The following is a 25,891-nucleotide window of genomic DNA, read 5'->3' on the forward strand; positions in this document are numbered from 1 at the left end:
CGTTCGGCCGGCTTCTGCGGGAAGACCGGTTGCCCGAACGGTTGATCGCCGGGCATGCAACCCCAGCGAATTCTTTACGGCCTTACCCCTTCGGCAGGCTTGGCGGACAAGCAGAATCCTGCGAGATTCAACCCACTGGTGAAACGAAAAATCGGTCAATGCTTCGGGCGTTCCCTCTCTTTGCTGCACTGCTTGCGCTCGCCCTCGCGCAGGGCGTTGCCGCGGCCGAAGGGCATCTGACGGGGAGTGTCGCGTTCCGGGACACCGGACCGGTGCCGCCGGACGCGGTGGTTCAGGTCCTGCTCGCCGATGTGAGTCGCGGCAAGGACGTGGCGGCGCGGGTGATCGGTGTCGCCACCCTCGACCGGCCGAGCGGGCCGCCCTATGCCTTCGACATCGCCTACGACCCTTCGGCGATCCGGCCACAGGGGACGTACGTCCTCCGGGCGGAGCTTTCGTCGGGGGGAGAGGTTCTCTATCGCTCCCGCGGCCTCCTCCCCGTCCTGACCCGTGGCGAGCCATCACAAACGACGCTCTGGCTCGCCCACGTCCGACCGGCCGAGGCCGGAGCGGTCGGCCTCAGACTGCCGGCGAGCTTCTCGGGGGCCGTGCCCTGCGAAGACTGCGATGACGTTCGCTACCTGCTCAATCTCTGGCCGGACCGGGTCTTCCATCTCCGCCGGATATGGGAAGGCAAGAACATGCAGCGGGATGTGATCGGCCGCTGGTCGGTTGATCCCGCCTCCGCGCTCCTCACGCTCCATGGCGGCGAGAACGATCTCCAGTTCGAGCTGCTCGGGCCGGACAGGCTGCAGCAGGTGGTACGGGCACGGACCCAGCTTCCGGGCGACCGCACCCTCACCGCATCACCGACGTTCCAGCCCTTCGACCCCAAGCTCGCGCTTCGCGGACTGGTGACCTGGAGCGACGACCGCGCCACGCTCGTCGAGTGCCTGACCGGGCGTCGGTATCCCGTGCTGGACGAGGCTGACTACCAGTCGCTCGAGCATGCCTACCTCGCCGCCGGCGTCGAGCCCGGCCTGCCGCTGATGGCGAGCTTTGACGGGACGATCGTCCAGAGCCAGCGGCCGGAGGACGGCAAGGGCGAGGTGGTGGTCGATCGCTTCGTCGGGGTCTGGCCCGGGGAAACCTGCGACCGCGCCCGGAGCCCGGCGACGCTGCGCAACACCTACTGGCGCCTGCTGCGACTCGGCCAGACCGAGGTCGCCACTTCGCCGAACCGCCGCGAACCGAGCCTGATCCTGCGGGAAGGCGAGCGGCGCTTCAGCGCGACGGTGGGGTGCAACCCCATCGCAGGCCGCTTCACCGTCGATGATGACAACCTGCAGTTCGGACAGATCAAGGCGCCGCGGTTCGACTGCCCGGATCCGCTCGACGCGCTGGAGGATCGGCTTGTGGACGGTCTGGAGGCCACCGCGACCTGGCGGATCTCGGGCCAGTCGCTCGAATTACTCGACGCAGGCGGCGGACAGGTGGCGCTGCTGCAGGCGGTCTATCTCTACTGATTGCCGCCACCGGCCCCGCGCTGCGGTCCGAGCACCTGCAGGATCGGGCCACCGGCGTCGCCGGTGATGAAAACCTCCACCCCGTAGACTTCGGCAATCCGCTCCGGGGTCAGCACGTCGAGCGGCCGACCCTGAGCGATGAGCCGACCGTGTCCGGCGAGGATCACCCGGTCGCACCAGCGCGCGGCAAGACCGAGGTCGTGCAGGGTGACGAGCGCGCCACGACCCTCGGCAACCAGTCGCCTGAGGGTCACCATGAGCGCGACGGCGTGGGCCGGGTCGAGCCCCGCGGTCGGTTCGTCCGCAAGAATGAGCGGCGCACCCTGCGCGAGCGCCCGCGCGACGAGTGCCCGGGCCCGCTCCCCCCCGGAGAGATCGGTTGCCGGCCGCCCGGCGAGCGGACGAAGCTCCATCAGGTCGATCGCCGCCTCGACCGCGGCCGCGTCTTCTGCCGCACTGGCGCGATGCGGCAGGCGGCCGAGCGCGACCAGCGCGGCGACACTGATCGGCCAGGCGATTTCATGCTCCTGCGGCACGTAGGCCGCGACCTGAGCGCGCTCCCGCGGCGCCATCTGGCCGAGCGGTACGCCGGCAATTTCCATGGTGCCCGCCGCCGGGTGAAGCCCCAGCGCCGCCCGGAGCAGCGTTGTCTTGCCACAGCCGTTCGGGCCGAGCAGTCCGACGACTTCGCCGCGATGCACCTCGAGGCTCACGTGATCCAGCACCCGCCGCCCGCGCCGCTCGATCCGCACGTCCTTGAGCCGGAGCAGGGTCATGCGAGCCTCCGACGGCCGCGCCAGACCAGCCAGAGGAAGAACGGCGCGCCCACGAGCGCGGTCACGACCCCGAGCTTCAGATCGCGTTCCGGCGCAATCAGCCTGACGGCGATGTCGGCAGCGAGGAGCAGCGCCGCGCCACCCAGCGCCGAGGCGGGCAACAGCCGCGACGGCATCGCGCCGACCAGCGGGCGCAAGAGGTGCGGCACCACCAGCCCGACGAAGCCGATGGCGCCGGCAACCGCGACGCCGGCGCCCACTGCCAGCGCCGAGCCGAGCACGACGAGCGTGCGGGTGCGCCCGAGCGTTACCCCGAGCGAGGCGGCCGCGTCCTCGCCGAGGGTGAGTGCATCGAGGTCACGCCCGACAATGAGCAGCAGGGCGAGTCCCGCGAGAATGAATGGCGCGGCGACAAACACGTGGACCACCGAGCGATCGGCGAGCGAGCCGAGGAGCCAGTAGACGATTTCCGAGGCCGCGAACGGGTTTGGCGACAGGTTTAGCACGAGCGAGGTCAACGCACCCGAGAGGCTCGACACCGCGACCCCGGCCAGAATGAGGGTGATCGAACTGCCGCCGGCGCCGGCCATCCCCTGCACGAGAAGGGTGGCAAGCGCGGCGCCAGTCAGCGCCGCGGCGGGCAGCGCCATCGGAACCATGGCCGCGATGCCGCTGTAGAGCGCGAGCGCGGCCCCAAGCGCCGCCGCGCCCGAGATGCCGAGAAGGCCGGGCTCGGCCAGCGGATTGCGCAGATATCCCTGCAGCGCCGCCCCCGATGCCCCGAGCCCCGCGCCGATCAGGAGCCCGAGCAGCGCCCGCGGAAGCCTGATCTCGCGCATGATGAGGGCGGCGGCCGGATCCTCTCCGGTCACCAGGGCACTGAGCGCGCGACCGGGCGCGATCGCCGCCGGGCCGAGGAGAAGACTTCCGGCAAAAAGTGCGACCACGAGCGCCACGAGCGCCGCGAGCGTCACCCGGGCGCGTCGGTCGGGACCGCTCATCTCGGGCGGGCCGCCCGGAGGGCCGTCACCGCGTCGAGCGCCAGCGGCGTGCCGCAGACCCAGAGGCTGTCCGCCACGCTGGCGTGGCCGGCATCGAGCGCCCGGAGTGCAGGATGGCGCAGGATCCCCTCGGCCAGCGCCGGGCTGGGGTAGTCCTGACCGAGGACGATGAGGTCGGGCTGTTCGGTCACCAGAGTTTCGAGCGGCAGGTTCGCAAGGCCGGAGAGGCCACGCTCGGCCGCGATGTTGGCATAGCCCGCGGCCTCGAGGATCGCGTCCGCCAGCGTGCCGCTGCCGGAGGTATAGCCATTGGCGTAGTAGATCGCCGCGCGCGGCCGGGGCCCCGAAGGTGGCGGCATGTCGGCGAGCCTTGCCCGAAGGCCGGCGGCCAGCCGTCGCGCATCCCGGGACGTGCCGAGCAACTCGCCCATGCGCAGGACGTTCGCCTCGATGTCCGCGAACGATCGCTCGATCGGAAAGGTCTCGACCCGGATGCCGAGCCGGCGGAGCATCGCGATCGTCGCCGACGGATCCCACTCGCCCGCCAGCACCAGATCGGGATCAAGCGCAAGGATCGACTCGGCATTGCCCGCGTGGACCGGAACCGACGCGGCCGCCCGCCACATCGCCGAGGCGACCCGGTCCCGGGCGATCGGCGAGATGGCGACGAGCTGGCCGGGGCCCGCGAGGATCATGGCGAGCTGGTCGGTGCAGAGGTTCATCGAGACGACCCGGCGCGGCGCAGGGTCGTCGGCGCCGGCCGTCGTGGCGCTGATCATCGTGGCGCCGGCAAGGCCAGCCGCCACGAGAAAGGCCGCGCACCACCGCCGCCACGCCATGATCAGAACGTCCCCCGTACCCCGAAGTAGACCGCGCTGCCGGCCGTCGAGTAACCTTCCACGGTCTGGTACTGTTCGTCGAACAGATTCTCGGCGCGGACGTAGACTTCCGCTGCATCAGTCAGCGCGTAAGCGACCCGCGCGTTCACCAGCGTGTAGTCCGAGCGCCAGGCGGAGCTGTTGGCGAAGGGTTCGTCCGGCAGACCGGCCACATACTGCACCTCGACACCGGTGGTCAGGCGCGAGACCGGCGTGGCCTCCACCCCGACGTTGACGTCATGAAGCGGCACGCGGAGCCGGCGGCTGCCGGTGGCGGTGCGGGAATGGGTGTAGGTGTAGTTGCCGACGAGACTCACGCTGTCGGTCAGATCATAGGAGCCCGCGAGCTCGACGCCCCGGCTGCGCGCCGTGCCCGGAACCTGCTCGAAGCGCGTGGTGAAGTCGATCAGATCATCGATGTCGAGCAGGAAGAGCGTGGCCGACACGAGACCCCTGCCCTCCGCGAAGCCCTGCTCGACGCCGAGATCGGCGCTGACGCTCTTCTCCGGGTCGAGGTCGCGATTGCCGTAGGTGGGCGAGAACAGCTCGTAGAGCGACGGCGCGCGAAAGCCGGTGCCGACCGAGGCGCGCACCGTCGTGTCCGGCAGCGCCTCCCAGGCGGCCGACAGGCGGCCCGTCGGGTAGCTGCCGAACTCCGAATGATCGTCGTTGCGCAGGGCGGCGGTCAGGGTAAGCGCCTCGACCGGCTGCCAGATCGCCTGACCGAACACGCCGGCGACGTCCGCGTCGCCGGCGGTGGCGCCATATGGGCTCGTCGTCCGCGCCGTCTCGCGGGTCCAGTCGGCCCCGAACTGGAGCAGCAGTGCGTCCGAGACGGTGTAGCCGCCGAGATACTCGACCTTCACCCGGTCGCCGCTGAAGTTGGAGTGACCGATGTCCTCTTCATCGGTGTCCCGATCGATGTCGAACCAGGACACCGCCACGCGGCTCGCCAGCGCACCGGTCGTGAGATCGAAGCCGGCGCGGGCGCCCCACGTGGTGGTGTCGTAGGTATTGTCACGGTCGACCAGCTGGTACGTGATCGGGTCAAAGCCGTCGAAGTCGCCGGACTCGTGCTGGGTGAACGCCGAGCCGAAGAGCGACAGGTTGTCCGTTGCGCGGAACGTGCCGGTCGCCGAGAGCCGGTTGCCGTCGTAGCCGTCCGCCTCGGTGTTGCCGTCCGCCCGCTCGGCGGCGGAAAACCCGTCGGTCTGCAGGTGGGCGGCCGTCAGCGAGAAGTCTCCGCGATCGTTCTGGCCGGTCAGCGCATAGGCCGCGCGGGCCGTGCCGTAGGTACCGCCTTCCAGCACGTAGGTGGACTGCAGACCGTCCTCGGTGGCGCGGGGCGAGCTGATGTCGATGACGCCGGCGACCGCCTGTCCGCCATAGAGCGCCGACTGGCTGCCCTTGAGGACTTCGATGCGGCCGACGCCATCGAGCAGGAGACCCGACAACGAGGCCTGCACCTGCGTGCTGGTGGGGTCGGAGATCTCGATGCCATCGACGGCGACGCGCACGTACTGCTGCGACGCGCCACGGATGGCGAAGCCTGAGTTGGTGCCAGCGGGCCCGGCCTGAGAGACCGAGACGCCGGGCTGCGTGGCGAGGATCGACAGCACGAACGGGCGGCCGTCGTTGATGATGTCCTGCCCGGTGATGACCGAGACGCTCGACCCGGTCGAGGCAGCAGCGGTCGGGGTGCGGTTCGCCGAGACGATGACCTCTGGGAGGATCGTCACGTCCTCGGCGGGGGCGACGTCCTGGGCAGCGGCGGCATAGGGTAATGCCAAGGCGGCAAGCAGGGGTGCGGTGCGGCGCATGGCCGGGTCTCCTCGTGGCGGTGGGCCGTCAGGCCATTCGTGAAAGGCTCACCGCTGCGGAGGGACCGCACCTCGGACGCACCCCGCGCCGCGGTTGGGTGACGGTCAGGGCAGGTCTCCTGGCTCGCGGGTCACCGCCCGTTGCACCTCGCCTTCCCGGGGTGGTCCCAGTGGCATTCGAGGCGCGGACTCGCCGCCTACAGTTGCGGGGGCAGCCGCGGGGTCGGGTGAAATCCCTGACCGCAGTTCCCTTTTCATTCCGCCCGTTGAGGCGGAAACCCTGACGGCGCCGTCATCTGCGCGGGATGCGGCGTTGTCAAGGGAAGTGGCGTGGAGAGAAGGGGAGTTGAGGGGCGCCCGCCACACGGGCGCCCCGGGAGCGTCACGCGAGGATGAAGTCCGTCGCGTTGAAGGTGGTGAGGTCCTGGCCGAGGATCGTCACCGAGGTCTCGGCGTCGAGCTGGAAGAGCACGTCCTCGCCGACCTGCTGGCCGGTCGCGAGCACGTCGGCGACGCTGGCGAACGCGAAGGCCACGACGTCGATCTTGTCGTTGCCAAAGCCGTAGTCGCGGATGACGTCGTTGCCGTCGCCGGCATCGAACTGGAAGACGTCGCCGAGCCGGCCGCCGGTGAGCTCGTCGTCGCCCCAGCCGCCCATCAGGAGATCACGGCCCGTGGCGCCGAAAAGCGTGTCGTTGTGGTTGCCGCCGATCAGGGTGTCGTTGCCGCCACCGCCGTCCATCCGGTCCTCGTAGGTGCGACCGTTCATGTAGTCGTTGCCGTTGTCGCCGAAGAGATGGTCCTTGCCGGCGCCGCCGTCGAGGCTGTCGTCACCCTCGCCACCGCGCAGCGTGTCGAAGCCGGTCGAGCCCGAGAGCGTGTCGTTGCCTTCGCCGCCGTCGAGATCGTCGCCCGCCTGACCGCCGTCGAGGACATCATCGCCGTACCAGCCGACGAGGACGTCCTTGTTGTCGCCGCCATTCAGCGTGTCGTTGCCAATGCCACCATTCAGGTGATCCGGCCCGGCACCGCCGAACAGAAGATCATTCCCCTGCGCGCCGATCAGGAAGTCGGGACCACTGCTGGAGACCAGCGTGTCGTCTCCGGCAAGGCCGAGAAGCGTGTCCGCGAGAAGCCCGCCAGACAGGGAATCATTGCCGCTAGTACCTACGATTACTGGCATTCTGCCCGTCCTTTTCTATCTCCGGGGGAAGTCATGACGCCTCCCTCCGGTTGTCTGCCACTGGCCCTGCGGCCATCTGCCCTGGCGCGACCATGCGCCGCCGGCACGTTGGCCGACTCACCCGTGAAAGGTCGAGAGGAATCGCAAGTAAAAAGGTTAATGGCCTGAAACCGTGGCACACCGGTCGAACGGAGCGTTTCTGCCGCCCGCCCGGCGCGGCCTGCCGTCACCGGAATTCGCTCCAAAAAACTGTGGCAATCTTGCAACCGTAGCGGGTCCTTCCTAGTTTCTACCCCGTGGTCCTCCGCGATAGCGCCGCAACGGCGGGCATCAGGCTGAGGACGCCGGAATGGGGAGACAACCAATGAACATCGAGAAGTTCTCGGAGCGGGCCCGCGGTTTCATTCAGGCCGCGCAGACCATCGCTCTCCGGGAGAACCACCAGCGGTTCCTGCCCGAGCATCTGCTGAAGGCATTGCTCGACGACGATCAGGGGCTCGCGGCCAATCTCATCAAGGCCGCCGGCGGTGACCCGAACGAGGCGCGCGCGCAGGTCGAGGCCAAGCTCGCCAAGGTGCCGCGTGTCGAAGGCGGGGGCGACCAGCTCTACATGGACGGCCAGACGGCCAAGGTCTTCGCCGAGGCGGAGAAGCTCGCGGAGCAGGCGAAGGACAGCTTCGTCACCGTCGAGCGGCTGCTGACCGCGCTCGCCGTGACGAAATCCGGGGCGAACGACGCGCTGAAGGCCGCGGGCGTCACCGCTCAGGGGCTGAATGCCGCGATCAACGACCTGCGCAAGGGCCGCACCGCCGACACGGCGAGCGCGGAGCAGGGTTACGACGCGCTGAAGAAATATGCCCGCGACCTGACCGAGGCGGCCCGCGAGGGCAAGATCGACCCGATCATCGGCCGCGACGAGGAGATCCGGCGCACCATGCAGGTGCTGAGCCGGCGGACGAAGAACAATCCCGTGCTGATCGGCGAGCCCGGTGTCGGCAAGACGGCGATCGCCGAGGGCCTCGCGCTCCGCATCGTCAACGGCGACGTGCCGGAAAGCCTGCAGGACAAGCAGCTGCTGGCGCTCGACATGGGCGCGCTCATCGCCGGCGCGAAGTACCGCGGCGAGTTCGAGGAGCGGTTGAAGTCCGTGCTCTCGGAAGTGACGGCATCGGCCGGCGAGGTCATCCTCTTCATCGACGAGATGCACACGCTGGTGGGCGCGGGCAAGGCGGATGGGGCCATGGACGCCTCGAACCTCCTGAAGCCGGCGCTGGCCCGCGGCGAGCTGCACTGCGTCGGCGCGACCACGCTGGACGAGTACCGCAAGTACGTCGAGAAGGACGCGGCTCTCGCCCGCCGCTTCCAGCCGGTGTTCGTCAACGAGCCGTCGGTCGAGGACACGATCTCGATCCTGCGCGGCATCAAGGAGAAGTACGAGGTCCATCACGGGGTCAGGATCACCGACTCCGCGCTGGTCTCGGCGGCGACGCTCAGCCATCGCTACATCACCGACCGCTTCCTGCCGGACAAGGCCATCGACCTGATGGACGAGGCGGCGTCGCGGCTCCGGATGCAGGTCGACTCGAAGCCCGAGGAGCTCGACGCCCTCGACCGCGAGATCCTGCAGAAGCGGATCGAGGCGGAGGCGCTCAAGAAGGAGCACGACGCGGCAAGTCAGGACCGGCTCCAGAAGCTCCTGAAGGAGCTTTCCGGCCTTGAGGAGCGCTCGACGGAGATGACCGCCCGCTGGACCGCGGAGCGCGACAAGCTGAAGGGCGCTGCCGAAATCAAGGATCGGCTCGATCAGGCGCGCGGTGAGCTCGAAACCGCGAAGCGGCAGGGCAACCTCGCGCGCGCGGGCGAGCTTTCCTATGGCATCATCCCGGGCCTCGAGCGCGACCTCGAGACGGCGGAGGCGGCTGGCAGCCAGGCCATGGTCGAAGAGGCCGTGACGCCCGAGCAGATCGCCGAGGTGGTGGAGCGCTGGACCGGCATCCCGGTGTCGAAGCAGCTGGAGGGCGAGCGCGAGAAGCTCATCCGCATGGAGGACGAGCTGGCGAAGCGCGTCATCGGCCAGTTCCCGGCGGTCGAGGCGGTGTCGAACTCCGTGCGCCGGGCGCGCGCCGGGCTCAACGACCCGAACCGCCCGCTCGGCTCGTTCCTGTTCCTCGGCCCGACCGGTGTCGGCAAGACCGAACTCACGAAGGCGCTGGCGTCGTTCCTCTTCGACGACGATCAGGCGATGGTCCGCATCGACATGAGCGAGTTCATGGAGAAGCACTCGGTCGCCCGCCTCATCGGTGCGCCTCCGGGCTACGTGGGCTATGACGAGGGCGGCGTCCTGACCGAGGCGGTGCGGCGGCGGCCATATCAGGTGATCCTTTTCGACGAGGTCGAGAAGGCACACCCGGACGTCTTCAACGTGCTGCTGCAGGTGCTCGACGACGGGCGGCTGACCGACGGACAGGGCCGGGTGGTGGACTTCAAGAACACCCTCATCATCCTGACCTCGAACCTCGGTTCGCAGGCGCTCTCGACGCTGCCCGAGGGCTCCGACCCCGAGGCGGCGCGTGATCAGGTGATGGCGGCCGTGCGGGCGCACTTCCGGCCGGAGTTCCTGAACCGGCTCGACGAGATCGTCATCTTCGACCGGCTCTCCCGGAAGAACATGGACGGCATCGTCGACATCCAGATCGGCCTGCTGGCGAAGCGGCTGGCCCAGCGCGGCATCACCCTCGAAGTCGACGCCGACGCCCGGACGTGGCTCGCGAACCGCGGCTACGATCCGGTCTACGGCGCGCGGCCGCTGAAGCGGGTGATCCAGAAGGAGCTGCAGGACAAGCTCGCGACCGAGCTTCTCGCCGGCAAGATCATGGACGGCTCCACGGTGCCGGTGACGGTCCACGACGGCCAGCTCGCCGTCGGCGACGAAGCGGTCAAGCCGAAGTCCGCCGTGGTGCACTGAGCCACCGTCCAGCGGACGACAGAGCGCGATGGCCTGCCGGGGTGCCCCCGGCAGGCCATTTTCGTTGCTCTCTTGCCGCACTCGCGTAACCTTCCGCCGGTCAGGGGAGGAGGGCGACGGATGACGGAGAGCGAGGAACAAGGGATCGCCGCCTCCTGCCACTGTGGCGCGGTCACGCTGCGCCTCGCGGCGGCGCCAGCGACGGTGACACGCTGCAATTGCAGCCTCTGCCGGCGGTACGGCGTGCTCTGGGCGTACTATCCGATCGCGGACGTGGCCTTGAGTCCCGACCCCCTGCCCACCGTGACCTATGCGTGGAATGGCCGGAACGTCGACTTCCACCATTGCGCCACCTGCGGCTGCGTCACGCACTGGTATCCGCGCAAGGCGTCGCGCGACCGGATGGGCATCAACGCGCGCCTGCTCGACGCCGACGTGCTTGCAGCGGCGGCGATGCAGTACAAGGATGCGGCGGGAACCGGCCAGTTTCCCTGAGCCGGGCAAGGATCGCGCCTTGGCAGCGCCCGGGCCGGGCGGCTAAACCATGGCCTCCCGAGAAGGAGCGACGCCTTGGACGGCACCCCCGGCATCTCGCCGATGATGGCGCAGTACCTCGAACAGAAGGCGCAGAACCCCGATGCGCTGCTGTTCTACCGGATGGGTGACTTCTACGAGATGTTCTTCGCCGACGCCGAGGCCGCGTCGGCGGCACTCGACATCGCGCTCACCAAGCGCGGCCAGCACCTCGGGCAGGACATCCCCATGTGCGGCGTGCCGGTGCACGCTGCAGAAGGCTACCTGCTGCAGCTTATCCGCAAGGGCTTCCGGGTCGCGGTCTGCGAGCAGATGGAAGACCCGGCCGAGGCGCGCAAGCGCGGATCGAAGTCGGTGGTCCGCCGCGAGGTGGTTCGCCTCGTCACCCCCGGCACGCTGACCGAGGAGGGGCTGCTCGAAGCCCGGCGCCACAACTACCTCGCCGCCTATGCCGAGGTGCGCGGCGACGGCGCCTTCGCGTGGGTCGACGTCTCGACCGGCGATCTGACGGTCGCGCCCTGCCCGCGGGTGACGCTCGGCCCGATGCTCGCCCGCCTCGCGCCCCGGGAGGTGCTGGTGTCCGAGGCGCAGGAGAACGAGCTTCGCGACCTGATCTCCGAGGCCGGCGCCGTCGCGACGCCGATGGCCCGCGCGAGCTTTGACTCCACCGCCGGCGAAGCGCGCGTCAAGGCGACGTTCAAGGTGGGCTCGCTCGACGGCTTCGGCGCCTTCGATCGTGCGGACCTCGCAGCACTCGGCGCGATCGTCGACTATCTGGAGCTCACCCAGCGCGGCCGGCTGCCGCTGCTGCGCCCGCCGGTGCGCGAGAGCGCGGGCGGCCTCGTGCAGATCGACGCGGCGACGCGCCGCAACCTGGAACTCGTCCGCAGCATGGCCGGCGCCCGCGACGGCTCGCTCCTCGCGACGATCGACCGCACGGTGACGGGCGGCGGCGCGCGCCTCCTCGAAACCCGGCTGACCGGCCCGTCGACCGACGTTGGCCTCATCCGCGCGCGGCAGGCGGCGGTGGCGCACTTCGTCGAGGAGCGCGCCGACGCCCGTGACGCGCGCGAGGCTCTGCGCCGCGTCCCCGACCTCGAACGCGCCCTCTCCCGCCTCGCCCTCGACCGGGGCGGCCCCCGCGACCTTGCGGCGGTGCGCGACGGGCTGGCACAGGCCGAGCGACTGCACGCGGCGCTGCCCGACGGCCTGCCGCCGGTCCTCGCCGAGGCGCGCGCGGCGCTTGCGGGCCACGAACCCCTCGCCGACCTCCTCGACGCCGCCCTCGTGGCCGAACCGCCGCAGCTTGCGCGCGATGGTGGCTATGTCGCCGGGGGCTACGACGACGAGCTCGACGAGACCCGCCGGCTGCGCGACGAAGGCCGCGGCGTGGTGGGCGAGTTGCAGGCGGAATACGTCGAGCGGAGCGGCATCGGGGCGCTCAAGATCAAGCACAACAACGTCCTCGGCTATTTCGTCGAGACGCCGGCCGCCCACGCGGAAAAGATGCTGAAGCCGCCGCTGTCCGAGCTTTTCGTGCATCGCCAGACCATGGCCGGGGCGATCCGCTTCACCACGCTGGCGCTTGCCGAGATCGAGACGAAGATCCTGAACGCCGGCGGCCACGCCCTCGACATCGAGAAGCGGATCTTCGAGAGCCTGCGCCAGGCGATCCTCACTGAGGCCGGCCGGATCGGCGCGACGGCAAAGGCGCTCGCCGAGATCGACCTTGCGGCGGCGCTCGCCGATCTCGCCACCGCCGCCGACTGGGCGCGGCCCGAGGTGCGCGACGACCGCGCCTTCCGCATCGTCGGCGGGCGGCACCCGGTCGTCGAGGCGGCACTCCGGCGCGCAGGCCAGAGCTTCGTCGCGAACGACTGCGCCCTCGGGGCCGACGGCGCGGGCGCGCGGCCGGTGTGGCTGCTGACCGGGCCGAACATGGCCGGCAAGTCGACGTTCCTGCGGCAGAACGCGCTCATCGCGCTCCTCGCCCAGATCGGCGCCTTCGTCCCGGCGGCGGAGGCGGAGGTCGGCGTCGTGGATCAGATCTTCAGCCGGGTCGGCGCGGCGGACGACCTCGCGCGCGGGCGCTCGACCTTCATGGTCGAGATGGTGGAAACCGCGGCGATCCTCAATCAGGCTGGCCCGCGCGCCCTGGTCATCCTCGACGAGATCGGCCGCGGCACGGCGACCTATGACGGGCTCTCGATCGCCTGGGCGGTGCTCGAACACCTGCACGACGTGAACCGCTGCCGGGCGCTCTTCGCCACCCACTACCACGAGCTGACGGCGCTCGCGGCGAAGCTGCCGGGGCTCAGGAACGCCACCGTGGCGGTGCGAGAGTGGCAGGGCGATGTCATCTTCCTGCACGAGGTGATCGACGGCGCCGCCGATCGCTCCTATGGCGTGCAGGTGGCGAAGCTCGCCGGCCTGCCGGGCGCAGTCGTCGAGCGCGCCCGCGTCGTGCTCGAAGCGCTGGAGAAGGGCGAGCGCGAGCAGGGCGGCAAGGCCAGGGCGCTGATCGACGACCTGCCGCTGTTCGCCGCCGCAGCCCGCCCCGCCCCGGTGGCCACGCCGGAGGCGTCGGTCATCGAGACCCGGCTGCGCGACATCCGGCCCGACGAGCTGACACCGCGCGCGGCACTCGACCTCGTCTACGAACTCGCGGGACTGCTTCCGGACGCCTGATCGTCCGCTTCATCGGTCCAGCGCCGCACCATGCCGCTCACGCCGTCAAACGCGCCGGGCACCAGCGCCCGGGCGAGAAGCCGGTCGGGGTTGGTCGGCGGCGGGTAGTCAAGTTTGAGCGCCGCCGCGCGGGTGAAGCCGAACCGGCGATAATAGGGTTCGTCGCCCACGAGGATGATGCGATGCCACCCGAGCTTGTTCGCCCGGTCGAGGCTCTCGGTGATCAGGAGCGCGCCCAGACCCTCGCCCTGCCGGGTCGGGTGGACCGCGACCGGCCCGAGCAGCAGCGCCGCGTGGCCCGCCTCGCCCACCCTGACCGGCCAGTAGCGGATGGCGCCCGCCACCGCGTCGTAGTCGTCACGCACCACGAGAGACAGCTCGGCGATCGGCGGTACGCCGTCGCGCAACCGGTACGAGCTGAGCGCCGTCCGGCCCGGCGCGAACGCGAGATCGAGCAGCGCTTCCACCTCGTCCCAGTCGCGGGGAGACTCACAAAGGATACGGAACATCGTGCCAGCAAGAACCGCCAGACCACGCAGGCGTCACCGTCTCAGGCGGCCGCCGGCCCTGCAACTGCTTACGCTCACTCATCCGACTCGACCCAAGCCTCCTGTATCGCAGTCGCGGTATCACGGGGGCGCCTGCAATAAAAAGCCCGAATTCCGTCGCAAGTGGCGCTCTGCCACCGATCAACCTTGGGTAGATCTTTCCGTATTCGCTTAAACCTTTGGTAACGAATCTCCGCGAAAAAGAGGGTGTCCAAACGGACGGGCTGCTTGCGAAACTCAGACCCTCCAGTCTGGATAGAGCGCTCCTTCCCCCCGTCCCCCCCGGGGGAAGGAGCGCAACCAACCAAGAGATCCGGACGAAAGTCCGGTGCGGCGCTCCTCTCCCTCCCCCCCTGGGGCGAGGCGCGCCTTCTGAAGGCCAGACCCACCCGTCTGGATCCCGCGCCCCCCTCTCCTCGTCCCCCCCCCCGAAGGAGACGGGGGCGCCCTTTCCCCTCAGGCGAGCACCGCCCCCGGATTGAGAATGCCGAGCGGGTCGAACGCCTGCTTCAGCCGCCGCATCGCCTCGAGCTTGCCGGGATCGGCGTAGCGTTCGAGATCGGCCACCTTGAGCCGGCCGACGCCATGCTCGGCGGCAACCGATCCGCCGAACTCGTGGACGAGATCATGCACCGCGCGGCTCACAGATGCGCGAATCGGCTCGTAGCGGTCCCGTGACTCGCCGCGCGCCGGGAAGGCGTTGTAGTGCAGGTTGCCATCCCCCAGATGGCCGAAGCAGTTGATCCGCACACCGGGGTCGAGCGCACCGAGCATTGGCCCCGCCGTCGCAATGAACTCCGGCAGACGCGACGGAGGAATGGAGATGTCGTGGCTCGAAATCGCGCCGATCGCGCGGTTCGCCTCCGGGATCATCTCGCGCACCCGCCAGAACGCCGCCCGCTGGGCATCGGCCTGAGCGATCAGCACGTCGCCCACGAGCCCGGCCTCTATCGCGTCCGCCAGCGCGGCCTCCAGCCGGTCCCCGACATTGCCGCCCGGACCGTCGTCAACCTCGACGAGCACGCGCCAGTCGCCCGGCATCGCCGGCGGCTGCGTCACCTGCGGCAGGGTCTCGGCCAGAAACTCGAGCCCCTGGGTCGAGATGAGCTCGAAGGCCGAAACCGTGCCGCCGAGCGCGCCGCGCAGCCGGCCGAGCAGCGCCAGCGCATCGGCGGGCGACGCCACCGAAGCCCACGCCGTCGCCGTCTCGGCCAGCCGCGGATAGAGCCGGAGGCTCGCCGCGGTGATGAGGCCGAGCGTCCCTTCCGAGCCGATCACCACATGCCGGAAGTTGTAGCCCATGTTGTCCTTCACCACCCGGCTCAGGCCCCGCACGATGGTGCCGTCCGCGAGCACCGCCTCGACGCCGAGGCAGAGATCGCGGGCATTGCCATAGCGGATGACATGGACGCCGCCGGCGTTGGTGGCGAGCAGCCCGCCGATCCGCGCCGAGCCCTCGGAGGCGAGGGTGAGCGGAAATATCCGCGCCACCTCGCCGGCCGCCGCATGTACGTCGGCGAGGATGCAGCCGGCTTCCGCGGTCAGGATACCGTCGATGACGTTGACGTCACGGATGCGGTTCATCCGCTCGAACGACAGGAGCACCGGCATCGGCCCGTTCGACAGGATCTGCCCGCCGACCAGTCCGGTGCCGCCGGAATAGGGGACGATCCCGACGCGCGCCCCGGCGCAGAGCCGCACCGCCGCCGCCACCGCCTCGGTCGTGTCGGGCCGCACCACCGCCGCCGCCTGCCCGTGATAGCGGCCACGCGGCTCTTCGAGATAACGCGGCTCGGCCGGACGCACGGCGTCCGGGCCAAGCGCCTCGGCGAGGCGCGCGACGAAACCTTCGTCCGCGGCGTTCAGATGATGTGTCACGGGGACTCCGCCTCCCTCGCCGCCCTTGCCTCGACCTCCCGGTCGGCACTCTCCCGGTCGGCACTCTCCCGGTCGGCACTCTCCCGGTCGGCACTCTCCCGGTCGGCACGGATGCGGGCATAGAGCACGTGGTCGCGCCAGCGGCCGTTGATCTGCAGGTAGGCGAGCGCCCTGCCCTCGTAGGAAAAGTCCGATCCCTCGAGCAAGGCCCGCGACGCCGTGTTTTCCGGCAGGCAGGCCGCCTCGATCCGGCTGAGATCGAGGTCGACGAAGGCGTGGGTGACGACCGCGCCGAGCGCCTCGCGCATGTAGCCCTGGCGGGCGTACCTCGGGCCGACCCAGTAGCCGACCTGTGCCGATTGCGACGGACCGCGGCGGATGTTGTCGAGGGTGATCGCGCCGATCAGCGACCGGTCGTCATTCCGGATCAGGAACAGCGCGAGCGCCTTGCCCTCCTCCCGCGCGCGCCAGGCCCAGTAGACCCGGTTGCGAAACGACCTCCGGCTGAAGTGATCAATCGACCATGTGGGCTCCCACGGCCGCAGGAACGCCTCGCCGTTCCGACGCAGCAGCGACCACGCGGCGTGGTCGCCGATCTCCGGCAGGCGGAGGCTCAGGCGTTCGGTCTCGATGGCCGGCGGCGTGCTGCGGCGGAAGCTCAGCACTCGGGTAACTCCTCAGGCGACAAGACGACGGCTGAGCGCCTCACGATCGGGCGCATCGCCGAGTTGGCCAAGCAGGACGAGAGCGGGATCGGCGCGCCCGACCATCCGCTCGGCCAGCGCGCGGACACCCTCGCGGGTCACCGCGTCGATCCTGGCGAGCGTCTCCTCGATGGTCGGAACCTTTCCCCAGATCGCCAGCATCCGCGCCGTGCGCTCGGCACGCGCCGACGGGCTTTCGAGCCCCATGAGCGAAGCCGCGCGGATCTGCGCCCGGGCACGATCGACCTCCGCGACCGACAACCCTTCCGCCGACCGTCGCAGCTCGTCGGCGGTGAGGGTCAGCAACTCGCCGATCTGGTCCTCGCCGGTGCCCGCGTAGAGCGTCAGGAAGCCGGTGTCGTCGTAGGCGCCGGTCTGGGCAAAGATCGTGTAGCAGAGCCCGCGCCGCTCACGCAGCTCCTGGAACAACCGCGACGACATGCCCCCGCCCATGGCCGTGGTGTAGACCTGCGCCACATAGGCGTCCGGGTCGCGAGCGCCGGGCGTCTCGAAACCCATGGCGAGATGCACCTGTTCGAGGTCGCGCGTCTCGCGCCGCTCATGGCCCCGGAACTGCGCCGGCGCGACCGGCAACCTCGGCCGGGGCGCAAGGCCGCCGAAGAGCCGGGTCGCAGCCGCCACCACCTCCTCCGGGTTCACCGCTCCGGCAGCGGAGACGATGATCCGGTCAGGGCCGTAGTGCTCGGTCACAAAGCCCGAAAGCTCGCCGCGACCAAAGCCCTCCACCCGCTCCGCCGGCCCGAGGATCGTCCGGCCGAACGGCTGCTCGGGATAGGAGACTTCCTGCAACCAGTCGAAGATGATGTCGTCCGGCGTGTCGAGCGCCTGACCGATCTCCTGCAGGATCACGCCGCGCTCCACCTCGATCTCGGGCGCGTCGAACAGCGGATTCAGCACGATGTCGCCAAGCACGTCGAGCCCGCGGCCCACGTCGGCCGCGAGGACGCGCGCGTAGTAGGCCGTCATCTCCTTGCCGGTGTAGGCGTTGATATAACCGCCCACGTCCTCGATCTCCTCGGCGATCGCCCGGGCGCTGCGCGTCGGCGTGCCCTTGAACGCCATGTGTTCGAGGAAGTGCGCGATGCCGTTCTGCTCGGGCCGCTCATGGCGTCCGCCGGCGGTGATGAAGACGCCGACCGAGGCGGAATGCAGCCCCGGCATCGGCTCGACGGCGACGCGCACGCCGTTCGGCAGGGTCACGACCTCGACGGTCATCGTACCGCCTCCACTCCGGCGCCACGGGCGATGAGCGCCTGCAGCGCCGCCACGTCGTTCGCCACCTTCTCCACCCGCTCAGGTCCCGACAGCGCCTCGGCAAGCCGCTCGGGCAGATCCGGGCGGCGGCCGGTCGCGGCTTCGACCGCATCGGGAAACTTCGCCGGGTGCGCGGTCGCGAGCACCACCATCGGCACGGCCGGATCACCGCGCCGAACCTTCGCCGCATGGAGCCCGACCGCCGTATGCGGGCAGACGAGCATTCCCGTGGCGCGGTACGCCTCGGCGATCGCCGCCGTCGTCTCGGCCTCGGACGCCCGCGCGCTGTCGAACTCTGCCCGGAGCCGCCCGAGCGCCCCCTGCGACAGCGCGAAGCCGCCCTTGCCGAGTTCGCCCATCAGCTCCGCCACCGCCGGCCCCTCGCGGTCGTAGAGCTCGAACAGCAGCCGCTCGAAGTTCGAGCTTACCTGAATGTCCATGGACGGGCTGATCGACGGCTCGACACTGCCCCGACGGTGCTCGCCGGTCTCGAGCGTCCGATGCAGGATGTCGTTCTGGTTCGTCGCGATCACCAGCCGCCCGATCGGCAGACCCATGCGCCGCGCCACGTGGCCCGCGAAGATGTCGCCGAAATTGCCGGTCGGCACCGTGAAGCTCACCGGCCGGTGCGGTGCGCCGAGCGCGACAGCGGCGGTGAAGTAGTAGACCACCTGCGCCAGCACCCGCGCCCAGTTGATCGAATTGACGCCCGCAAGGCCGACGCCGTCGCGGAAGGCGTGGTCGTTGAACAGATCCTTCAGCCGCGCCTGCGCATCGTCGAAATCCCCGGCGATGGCGAGCGCGTGCACGTTCGCCTCCACGGGCGTCGTCATCTGCCGGCGCTGCACGTCCGAGACGCGGCCATCGGGAAAGAGGATGAAGACCTCGACGCCCTCCTTGCCCCGGAACGCCTCGATCGCCGCCGAGCCGGTGTCGCCGGACGTGGCGCCGACGATGGTGATGCGCTTGCCGGTGCGGGCGAGCGACGTCTCGAACATCCCGCCGATCAGCTGCATCGCCACGTCCTTGAACGCGAGCGTCGGACCGTGGAAGAGCTCCAGCAGCCAGTCGTTCGGCCCGGTCTGCACCAGCGGCACCCGCGCGGCATGGTCGAAACGGCCATAAGCGCGGGCGATGATGCCGCGGAACTCGTCGTCGGAGAACGCATCGCCGACGAACGGACGCATCACGCGGAACGCGGTTTCCTCGTAGGTGAGCCCCGCCAGCGCTGCGATCTCGGCGGCGGACATGGTGGGCCAGGTCTCGGGAACATAGAGGCCGCCATCGCGGGCGAGGCCCGCGAGCATCGCCTCCTCAAAGCCGAGCACCGGCGCACTGCCGCGGGTCGAGACGTAACGCATGGGGGGAAAACGGTCCTTCAATCGATCCGGCGCTTGATACGCCAGAGGAGATAGCCTGTCATCCCCGCCCATACCACTGCAAGCAGGAACCACGTGATCGCATACTGCAGATGGTCATTGGGGATATTTACGGTGAGCGGCATCGGAGTCGGTCCGTTCGGGTCGTCACTGGTTTCCGTCACCACCATGACAGGAAGCGTGCCGAGCGCCTTGGCCATCAGCGGCACGTCGCGGGCGAACCAGATGTTCTTCTCCTGGTCCGGCTCGCTGGTGAAGAAGTCGGTTTCCTGAGGCCAGACCAGCGCGCCCTCCACGTGGATCGGCCCGACCAGACGAGCGTCATCCTTGTTCTCGATCGGCACGAAGCCGCGGTCCAGCAGGACCAGCCGCCCGTCCGCAAGCCGCAACGGCACGATCGCCCGATAGCCGACGCCCTGCGGTGGGTTCGAGGTGTAGACATCAAGCTCGCCTGGCTCGATCACGCCGTCGGCCATGACCCGGCGGTAGGCATCGACGGCGGGGTCGGGCGCGGAGGGAATTGCCACCGCCTCGGCGGCGAGACGTGTACCGATCTCGTTGAGGATCGCGTTCTTCCAGGCCAGCCGCTGCACCTGCCAGATGCCGAGCGACAGCAGGATCGCCACGCCGACGACGCCGAAGAGCAGCGGCGCGATCATCCGCCGCGTCATTCGAAATACCTCAACTCATTGTGGCCGGAGCGGGGAAAGCGTGCGGCCGGTCCGGTTCCGGGCGCGGGCAGCACGCTGCACGCGCGGCGGGAAGCCGGGGTGGGCGACGGGCCGCGCATTCGCCCGTCGCCGCCGGAAGGCTCCGGGTCAGGAGCCCCAGATGTAGATGGTGGCGAACAGGAACAGCCACACCACGTCAACGAAGTGCCAGTACCAGGCCGCGGCCTCGAAGCCCACATGCTCGGTCTTGGTGAAGTGCCCGGCGTACGCCCGACCGAGGCAGACCGCGAGGAAGATCGTCCCGATGATCACGTGGAAGCCGTGGAAGCCCGTCGCCATGAAGAACGACGCGCCGTAGATGTTGCCCGAGAAGCCGAAGTGCGCATGCGCATACTCGTAGCCCTGAAACACCGAGAAGACTGCGCCGAGGACGATCGCGAGCCACAGGCCCTGCTTCAGCGCCTTGCGGTCGTTGTCGTGCACCAGCGCGTGGTGCGCCCAGGTGCAGGCGCAGCCGGAGCACAGCAGGATCAGCGTGTTGATGAGCGGCAGGTGCCAGGGGTCGAACGTCTCGATCCCGGCAGGCGGCCAGACGCCCGGCGTGACCGTGACGCCGTCGATGGCGTAGGCCGGATAGAGCGCGTGCTTGATGAAGGTCCAGAACCACGCGGAGAAGAACATCACCTCGGAGATGATGAAGAGCAGCATGCCGTAGCGCAGACCGATCTGGACGATGCCCGAGTGGTCGCCCGCCTCGCCCTCGGCGATCATGTCGGCCCACCAGGACCACATGGTGTAAAGCACCATCACGAGGCCGATCAATGCGATCCATGGCCCCGCGTCGTGCATGTAAAGCACACCGCCCCCAAGCATGACGATAGCGCCGATCGCCCCGGTCAACGGCCAGATGCTGGGTGGCAGGATGTGGTAGGCGTGGTTCTTTTGCCCAGCCATCGGCGGTCCCTCTACTGTTCGATCGTCTGTCTGCGGTCCGTCAGGCCGGCCGCCAGTCTCGTTGGCCCTTCGACGCCCGCGTCGGTCCTCGGACCGACCGGGGCGGCGTCAGGCAGGTCGGCACGGTACATCGTATAGGAGAGCGTGATGTTGGTCACGTCGCGCGTCTCCCGGTCGTTCAGCATTGCCGGATCGACGTAGAACGTCACCGGCATGTCGATGCTCTCGCCCGGCTGCAACACCTGCAGTTCGAAGCAGAAGCAGGCGATCTTGTCGAAATACTCGCCCGTCGAGAACGGCACCACGTTGAAGCCGGCCTGTCCGGCGACTGGCTCGTTCGTGGGGTTGTGGGCCTCGAAGAACGCCAGTCCGGTCTCGCCGAGCCTGATCTCGACCGAACGCTGCTTCGGCCGGAACTCCCATGGCATTCCGGGGGCGAGGTTCGCGTCGAAATGCACCGTTACCATCCGGTCGAGCACCTCGTCCGCCGGCAATGCCTCGGCCCGCCCGGTGGTGCCGGCATAGCCGGTCACCTTGCAGAACCACGTATAGAACGGCACCGCCGCAAAGCTCGCGCCGACCATCAGCCCGACGAAGGCGACGAGCCAGAGCGCGACCCGGGTGTTCTTGTTCCCCGCCATCAGTGACTGCCCGGCGGAAGCTGCCCGAAATTGTCGGGCGAGCGCATGTCCGCACCCTCGGAGAGTTTCACCACGGTCACCGCGAAGACGATGAGGACGAACGCGCCGAGCACGAGGCCGAGGCCGCGGTTGCGGCTGCGCTTGCGTCCGTAGACTTCGTGGCTGTCAGGCTTCATGACCACGCCCCTCAGAACAGCGCCGGCCAGTGCGCGGGCGCGAGCCCGCCGGCCTTCAGTCCCGCCTCGGCGAGAATGAGCGCGAAGATGATCGCGAGGTAGACGATCGAGAACCCGAAGAACCGCTTCTCCGCACGGAGCTTGTCGCCCGCCGCCGTCGCCTCGTCGCGCCGCCAGACCGTCCAGGCGTCGGCAAGAAGCTTCGCGTTCAGCAGCAGCACGCCCGCGAGATAGACCGGCCCGCCGATCGTGGAAAACGCCGGCACCAGCGTCACCGGCACGAGGATCAGCGAATAGGCGAAGATGTGGTTGCGCGTCACCCGCTCGCCGGACGTCACCGGCAGCATCGGCACGCCCGCCCGGGTGTAGTCGTCGTTGCGGAACAGCGCGAGCGCCCAGAAGTGCGGCGGCGTCCAGAGGAAGATCATCAGGAACATCGCGATGCTCGCCGCCGACACGCCGCCTGTTGCGACGGCCCAGCCGATCATCGGCGGGAATGCCCCGGCGGCACCACCGATGACGATGTTCTGCGGCGTCGCGCGCTTCAGCCACATGGAGTAGACGACGGAATAGAAGAAGATCGTGAAGGCGAGGAGGCCGGCGGCCACCAGATTGGCGAAGAGCGCGAGCATCACGACCGAGAAGCCGGAGAGCGCGAGGCCCAAGGCGAGCGCGTCCCCGCGGGTCAGGCGCCCCGACGGGATCGGCCGGCCCTTGGTGCGCGACATCACCGCGTCGATGTCGCTGTCCCACCACATGTTGAGCGCACCGGAGGCACCGGCACCGACCGCGATGCAGAGGATCGACGCCACCGCGATCACCGGATGCACCGCGACCGGCGCTGCGAGCAGGCCGACCGCCGCGGTGAACACGACAAGCCGCATGACCCGAGGCTTCAGAAGTTCGAGGTAATCCCCGAACTCGGGCTCGCGGGCCGTCTGGCTCCAGCTGGCGTCGGTCATTTCGGGCTCAGTTTCCTGCCGGAGCCTCAGCGGGCTCCGTGGTGGCGGGCGTCTCGGGCGCGGCGGGGGTCTCCGTCGCGGGCTGTTCCGTCGCGGGCTGTTCGGCAGCCGGCGCCTCGGGGGCGGCTTCGGGCGCAGCAGCAGGCTCCGCGGCTTCGGGCGCCTCTGCGGCGGGCGCGGCGGCCGGCGGCTCGGCAGCCGCTGCGGCACCGGCGCCAGCGGCCTCGGGGCGCGTGCCGCCGTACTCGTCGATCGCCCAGTTCAGCCAGTTGTCATAGGCTTCCTGGCTCACCGCCTTGACGACGATCGGCATGTAGCTGTGGTTCTTGCCGCAAAGCTCGGAGCACTGGCCGAAGTAGACGCCTTCCTTCTCGACCTTGAACCAGGTCTCGTTCAGACGGCCGGGCACCGCGTCGATCTTCACCGCGAAAGCCGGGATCGCCCAGGAGTGGATCACGTCGGCGCCGGTCACCAGCATGTGGACGACCTTGTTCACCGGCACGACGACCGCGTTGTCGGTGGCGAGGAGATGATGCTCGGGCTTGTAGCCGTATTCCGGCAGCTCGTCCTGCGTCAGCATGAGCGCGTCGAAGTTCACGTCGTTCTCGGGGTAGAGATACGACCAGTACCACTGGTTGCCGGTGGCGCGGATCGTCAGGTCGGGCTTCGGTACCTCGAGCTGCTTGAAGAGGATCGGCAGCGAGAACGAGCCCATGATGATCAGGATCAGCACCGGGATGAGCGTCCAGGCGATCTCGATCCTTGTGTTGTGGGTGAAGGTCGAGGGCACCGGGTTCCGCTTCGAATTGAAGCGCATGATGACGATGGCGATCAGGATGCAGACGAAGAGCACGATGACGCCCATCGTCGAGTGCACCCAGAACGACAGCCAGTGCGTGTCGTGGGCGACGTCGGTCACGGCAGGCTGGTAGTTCATCCCGCCCGGCACCGGCACGCCGATCACCGGCAGGTCGCGCGGCTCGCCGCCGGTCGCCTCCTGGGCGAGTGCGGAACCAGCCGCCAGCATCGAGAGGAGGAGTCCCAGCCCCAGGCGGTAGTTCTTCATCGGCGTATCCGTCCGCTCAGTTTCGTGGGGGTCCTCGCGCGCTCTTGTGCCCGCGGCTCGGCCCTGCGTGTTGTAGCTCGGGCCAGATCAACCATATTAGCGTGCGAAGGACAAGACGCGGGATTGCCGCGGGCGAACGCCCGGCCAGGCTTTGTCCCCGACGCCAGGGAGTTCCAGAGCCATGACCGATTCGCCCCGATTTCGCCCGTTCGAAGAGAATCTTGACGCTGACCGTGCCCTGACGGTGCTGCGCGGCGCCGTTGCGGGCGCCGACGACGGCGAACTCTTCCTCGAGCGGCGCCGGGGCGAAGCGCTGACCTACGACGATGGTCGCCTGAGGAATGCGAGCTACGACGCCGGCGAGGGCTTCGGATTGCGCGCCGTGCGCGGCGAGACCACCGGATATGCCCATTCGACCGAGATCTCCGAGGCCGCGCTCAGCCGCGCCGCCGAGACCGCGCGCCTCGCGGTCGGCGCCGGAGGGGGTACGCTCGCCGCGGCGCCGAAGGCCACGAACCAGCGCCTCTACACCGACCGTGACCCCTTCGACGACGCCGAGTTCTCGGTGAAGGTCGAGATGCTGCGCGAGATCGACGCCTTCCTCCGCGACCTCGATCCCCGCGTCGTGCAGGTGACCGCGTCGCTCGCCGCCTCGATGCAGGAAGTCGAAATTCTCCGCCCCGAGGGGACGCGCCTCGCCGAATCCCGGCCGATGGTGCGGCTGAATGTCTCAGTGATCGTCGAGGAGAACGGCCGGCGCGAATCGGGATCGGCCGGCGGCGGCGGTCGCTACGGCCTCTCGCCGCTCATGGGCACCGATCACTGGCAGACCGTCGCCCGCGAGGCGCTGCGCGTCGCGGCAGTGAACCTCAAGGCCGTGCCGGCCCCGGCCGGGGTCATGGACGTGGTCCTCGGCCCGGGCTGGCCCGGCATCCTGCTGCATGAGGCGATCGGCCACGGGCTCGAGGGCGATTTCAACCGCAAGAAGACTTCCGCCTTCGCCGGCCTGATGGGCCAGCGGATCGCCGCGCCGGGCGTGACCGTGGTCGACGACGGCACCATCCCTGACCGCCGCGGCTCTATCAGCTTCGACGACGAGGGCACGCCGAGCCAGCGCAACGTGCTGATCGAGGACGGCATCCTCGTCGGCTACATGCAGGACCGGCAGAACGCGCGCCTGATGGGCGTGGCCCCGACCGGCAACGGCCGCCGCCAGAGCTACGCCGCCGCGCCCATGCCGCGCATGACCAACACCTACATGCTGGGTGGCTCGGCCTCGCCGGAAGAAATCCTCGCCGATCTCAAGGACGGCATCTACGCCGTCGGCTTCGGCGGCGGGCAGGTCGACATCACCAACGGCAAGTTCGTCTTCTCCTGCACCGAGGCCTACCGCGTGAAGGACGGCAAGGTCGGCGCGCCGGTGAAGGGCGCGACACTGATCGGCGACGGCGCCACCGCGCTCAAGCACATCCGCGCCATCGGCAACGACATGTCGCTCGACCCGGGCATGGGCAATTGCGGCAAGAACGGCCAGTGGGTTCCCGTGGGCGTCGGCCTGCCGACCATGCTCATCGGTGGCCTGACCGTCGGCGGCAGCGCCGCCTGAGACGCTTCCGGCAGGCGGTCCCTCCCAGGGAGGGATCGCTTGCCTGTTCGCGGCCTATTCGATCGTGGCCTATTCGATCGTCTCGTCGGCGCTCACGCCCCAGAGCACACGCCGCAGGACCCAGCCCGAGACACTGCCGGCGGCGATCTCGCACCACGCTCCCTTGCACGCCTCCACCCGGCCGATCGCGCCGGGCTCGGCCAGCGCCCGCACCACGGCGCTCTCCTCGGGCTCCGCGCGCAGTGGCACCGGGTCGCCCGACGTGACGAGCGCCGTCCGCACGCCCGAAAGCAGCGCATGGTGGACCCAGCCGCCCATGCCGTCGGCATCCTGCACCCGCCGCCACTGGCCGTATTCGGCCGTCACTTCCAGCGGCAGGCCGCGATGGACGAACTCCCAGTCGACGCGCTGGTCGAGGCTCGGCCCGCGCCGGGCATTCGCCTCGTTGGCGCGAAGCGACACGAACCGCGGGATCGGCAGGTTCGTCACCGCCCCCACGCCCGGAACCGCGCCCGCCGCGGCACCCGCCGCCATCTGATCGGTCCCCTGAGCCAGCACCGGCGGACCCGCGAATGCCGCAAGCGCCAGCGCGCACGCCGGAAGGAAACGCGTCACCGCATTCATCACGAGGATCCCGCTCATCTGCCCAATGCCGGGAAG

22 protein-coding genes and 1 riboswitch are annotated in these 25,891 nt (G+C 69.4%); of the genes, 5 read left to right on the forward strand and 17 right to left on the reverse strand.

The features are described from left to right. Positions 1–158: 158 nt before the first annotated feature. Positions 159–1,526 carry a YbaY family lipoprotein gene (locus HNP73_RS19050; RefSeq protein WP_184153720.1) on the forward strand — a complete coding sequence of 456 codons (1,368 nt, stop codon included), beginning with the start codon at positions 159–161 and terminating at the stop codon, positions 1,524–1,526. Here HNP73_RS19050 and HNP73_RS19055 read toward each other — a convergent pair. The 5 genes from HNP73_RS19055 to HNP73_RS19075 all read right to left on the reverse strand — a co-directional run bounded on the left by HNP73_RS19055 (position 1,520) and on the right by HNP73_RS19075 (position 7,184). Then, the gene (locus HNP73_RS19055) at positions 1,520–2,302 is read right to left on the reverse strand and encodes an ABC transporter ATP-binding protein (protein ID WP_184153723.1); all 783 of its coding nucleotides are present in this window, start codon (positions 2,300–2,302) and stop codon (positions 1,520–1,522) included. The two genes, HNP73_RS19050 and HNP73_RS19055, sit on opposite strands and share 7 nt — an antisense overlap. After that, positions 2,299–3,303, reverse strand: coding sequence for a FecCD family ABC transporter permease (locus tag HNP73_RS19060; RefSeq protein ID WP_184153726.1), 1,005 nt, complete (start codon positions 3,301–3,303; stop codon positions 2,299–2,301). Before HNP73_RS19060 ends, HNP73_RS19055 begins: the two co-directional genes overlap by 4 nt. Beyond that, complete coding sequence (locus HNP73_RS19065) at positions 3,300–4,142, reverse strand: ABC transporter substrate-binding protein (protein WP_184153729.1); 843 nt, start codon at positions 4,140–4,142, stop codon at positions 3,300–3,302. Before HNP73_RS19065 ends, HNP73_RS19060 begins: the two co-directional genes overlap by 4 nt. Positions 4,143–4,144: 2 nt before the next feature. Beyond that, complete coding sequence (locus HNP73_RS19070) at positions 4,145–6,001, reverse strand: TonB-dependent receptor plug domain-containing protein (RefSeq protein WP_184153732.1); 1,857 nt, start codon at positions 5,999–6,001, stop codon at positions 4,145–4,147. 92 nt (positions 6,002–6,093) lie between these two features. Then, a riboswitch (cobalamin riboswitch) is annotated at positions 6,094–6,299 on the reverse strand. 84 nt (positions 6,300–6,383) lie between these two features. Continuing rightward, positions 6,384–7,184: a calcium-binding protein gene (locus HNP73_RS19075; protein WP_184153734.1), complete on the reverse strand. Its 801-nt coding sequence runs from the start codon at positions 7,182–7,184 to the stop codon at positions 6,384–6,386. 364 nt (positions 7,185–7,548) lie between these two features. On the opposite strand from HNP73_RS19075, the gene clpB reads away from it, so the two are divergent. From clpB to mutS, 3 genes are all read left to right on the forward strand, one after another. Continuing rightward, complete coding sequence (clpB, locus tag HNP73_RS19080; RefSeq protein ID WP_184153736.1) at positions 7,549–10,149, forward strand: ATP-dependent chaperone ClpB; 2,601 nt, start codon at positions 7,549–7,551, stop codon at positions 10,147–10,149. A gap of 120 nt (positions 10,150–10,269) precedes the next feature. Next, entirely contained in the window at positions 10,270–10,644 is a 375-nt protein-coding gene (locus tag HNP73_RS19085; RefSeq protein ID WP_184153738.1) for a GFA family protein, read from the forward strand. Positions 10,645–10,746: 102 nt separating this feature from the next. After that, positions 10,747–13,371, forward strand: coding sequence for a DNA mismatch repair protein MutS (gene mutS / locus HNP73_RS19090; protein ID WP_184153904.1), 2,625 nt, complete (start codon positions 10,747–10,749; stop codon positions 13,369–13,371). On the opposite strand, the gene HNP73_RS19095 is transcribed toward mutS, so the two are convergent. From HNP73_RS19095 to coxB, 11 genes are all read right to left on the reverse strand, one after another. Then, positions 13,338–13,880, reverse strand: coding sequence for a GNAT family N-acetyltransferase (locus tag HNP73_RS19095; protein ID WP_184153740.1), 543 nt, complete (start codon positions 13,878–13,880; stop codon positions 13,338–13,340). The genes mutS and HNP73_RS19095 overlap by 34 nt on opposite strands. A gap of 495 nt (positions 13,881–14,375) precedes the next feature. Next, positions 14,376–15,797: an FAD-binding oxidoreductase gene (locus HNP73_RS19100; protein ID WP_343063369.1), complete on the reverse strand. Its 1,422-nt coding sequence runs from the start codon at positions 15,795–15,797 to the stop codon at positions 14,376–14,378. Next, positions 15,794–16,462 carry a GNAT family N-acetyltransferase gene (locus HNP73_RS19105; RefSeq protein WP_425486646.1) on the reverse strand — a complete coding sequence of 223 codons (669 nt, stop codon included), beginning with the start codon at positions 16,460–16,462 and terminating at the stop codon, positions 15,794–15,796. The genes HNP73_RS19100 and HNP73_RS19105 overlap by 4 nt, the downstream gene beginning before the upstream one ends. 12 nt (positions 16,463–16,474) lie before the next feature. Continuing rightward, positions 16,475–17,737 (reverse strand): M16 family metallopeptidase, encoded by a 1,263-nt coding sequence (locus HNP73_RS19110; RefSeq protein WP_184153742.1) that lies wholly within the window; start codon positions 17,735–17,737, stop codon positions 16,475–16,477. Then, positions 17,734–19,137: a threonine synthase gene (thrC, locus tag HNP73_RS19115; RefSeq protein ID WP_184153744.1), complete on the reverse strand. Its 1,404-nt coding sequence runs from the start codon at positions 19,135–19,137 to the stop codon at positions 17,734–17,736. Before thrC ends, HNP73_RS19110 begins: the two co-directional genes overlap by 4 nt. 17 nt (positions 19,138–19,154) lie before the next feature. Further along, on the reverse strand, positions 19,155–19,826 hold the full coding sequence (locus HNP73_RS19120; protein WP_184153747.1) for an SURF1 family protein: 672 nt from the start codon (positions 19,824–19,826) through the stop codon (positions 19,155–19,157). Positions 19,827–19,973: 147 nt separating this feature from the next. Next, positions 19,974–20,780, reverse strand: a complete 807-nt coding sequence (locus HNP73_RS19125) for a cytochrome c oxidase subunit 3 (RefSeq protein ID WP_184153750.1) — start codon at positions 20,778–20,780, stop codon at positions 19,974–19,976. A gap of 11 nt (positions 20,781–20,791) precedes the next feature. Next, positions 20,792–21,421, reverse strand: coding sequence for a cytochrome c oxidase assembly protein (locus HNP73_RS19130; protein ID WP_184153753.1), 630 nt, complete (start codon positions 21,419–21,421; stop codon positions 20,792–20,794). Beyond that, on the reverse strand, positions 21,421–21,597 hold the full coding sequence (locus HNP73_RS19135) for a hypothetical protein (RefSeq protein ID WP_184153762.1): 177 nt from the start codon (positions 21,595–21,597) through the stop codon (positions 21,421–21,423). The genes HNP73_RS19130 and HNP73_RS19135 overlap by 1 nt, the downstream gene beginning before the upstream one ends. Before the next feature lie 11 nt (positions 21,598–21,608). Continuing rightward, positions 21,609–22,559: a heme o synthase gene (gene cyoE / locus HNP73_RS19140; RefSeq protein WP_184153765.1), complete on the reverse strand. Its 951-nt coding sequence runs from the start codon at positions 22,557–22,559 to the stop codon at positions 21,609–21,611. A gap of 7 nt (positions 22,560–22,566) precedes the next feature. After that, positions 22,567–23,625 (reverse strand): cytochrome c oxidase subunit II, encoded by a 1,059-nt coding sequence (gene coxB, locus HNP73_RS19145; protein WP_184153768.1) that lies wholly within the window; start codon positions 23,623–23,625, stop codon positions 22,567–22,569. Between the two features lie 181 nt (positions 23,626–23,806). On the opposite strand from coxB, the gene tldD reads away from it, so the two are divergent. After that, entirely contained in the window at positions 23,807–25,231 is a 1,425-nt protein-coding gene (gene tldD, locus HNP73_RS19150; protein WP_184153771.1) for a metalloprotease TldD, read from the forward strand. Between the two features lie 69 nt (positions 25,232–25,300). Here the strand turns inward: tldD and HNP73_RS19155 are convergent, their stop codons facing one another. Beyond that, complete coding sequence (locus HNP73_RS19155; protein ID WP_184153774.1) at positions 25,301–25,873, reverse strand: SH3 domain-containing protein; 573 nt, start codon at positions 25,871–25,873, stop codon at positions 25,301–25,303. Positions 25,874–25,891: the final 18 nt, after the last annotated feature.

This window comes from Amaricoccus macauensis, assembly GCF_014201905.1.
In the GTDB taxonomy this organism is placed as follows: domain Bacteria; phylum Pseudomonadota; class Alphaproteobacteria; order Rhodobacterales; family Rhodobacteraceae; genus Amaricoccus; species Amaricoccus macauensis.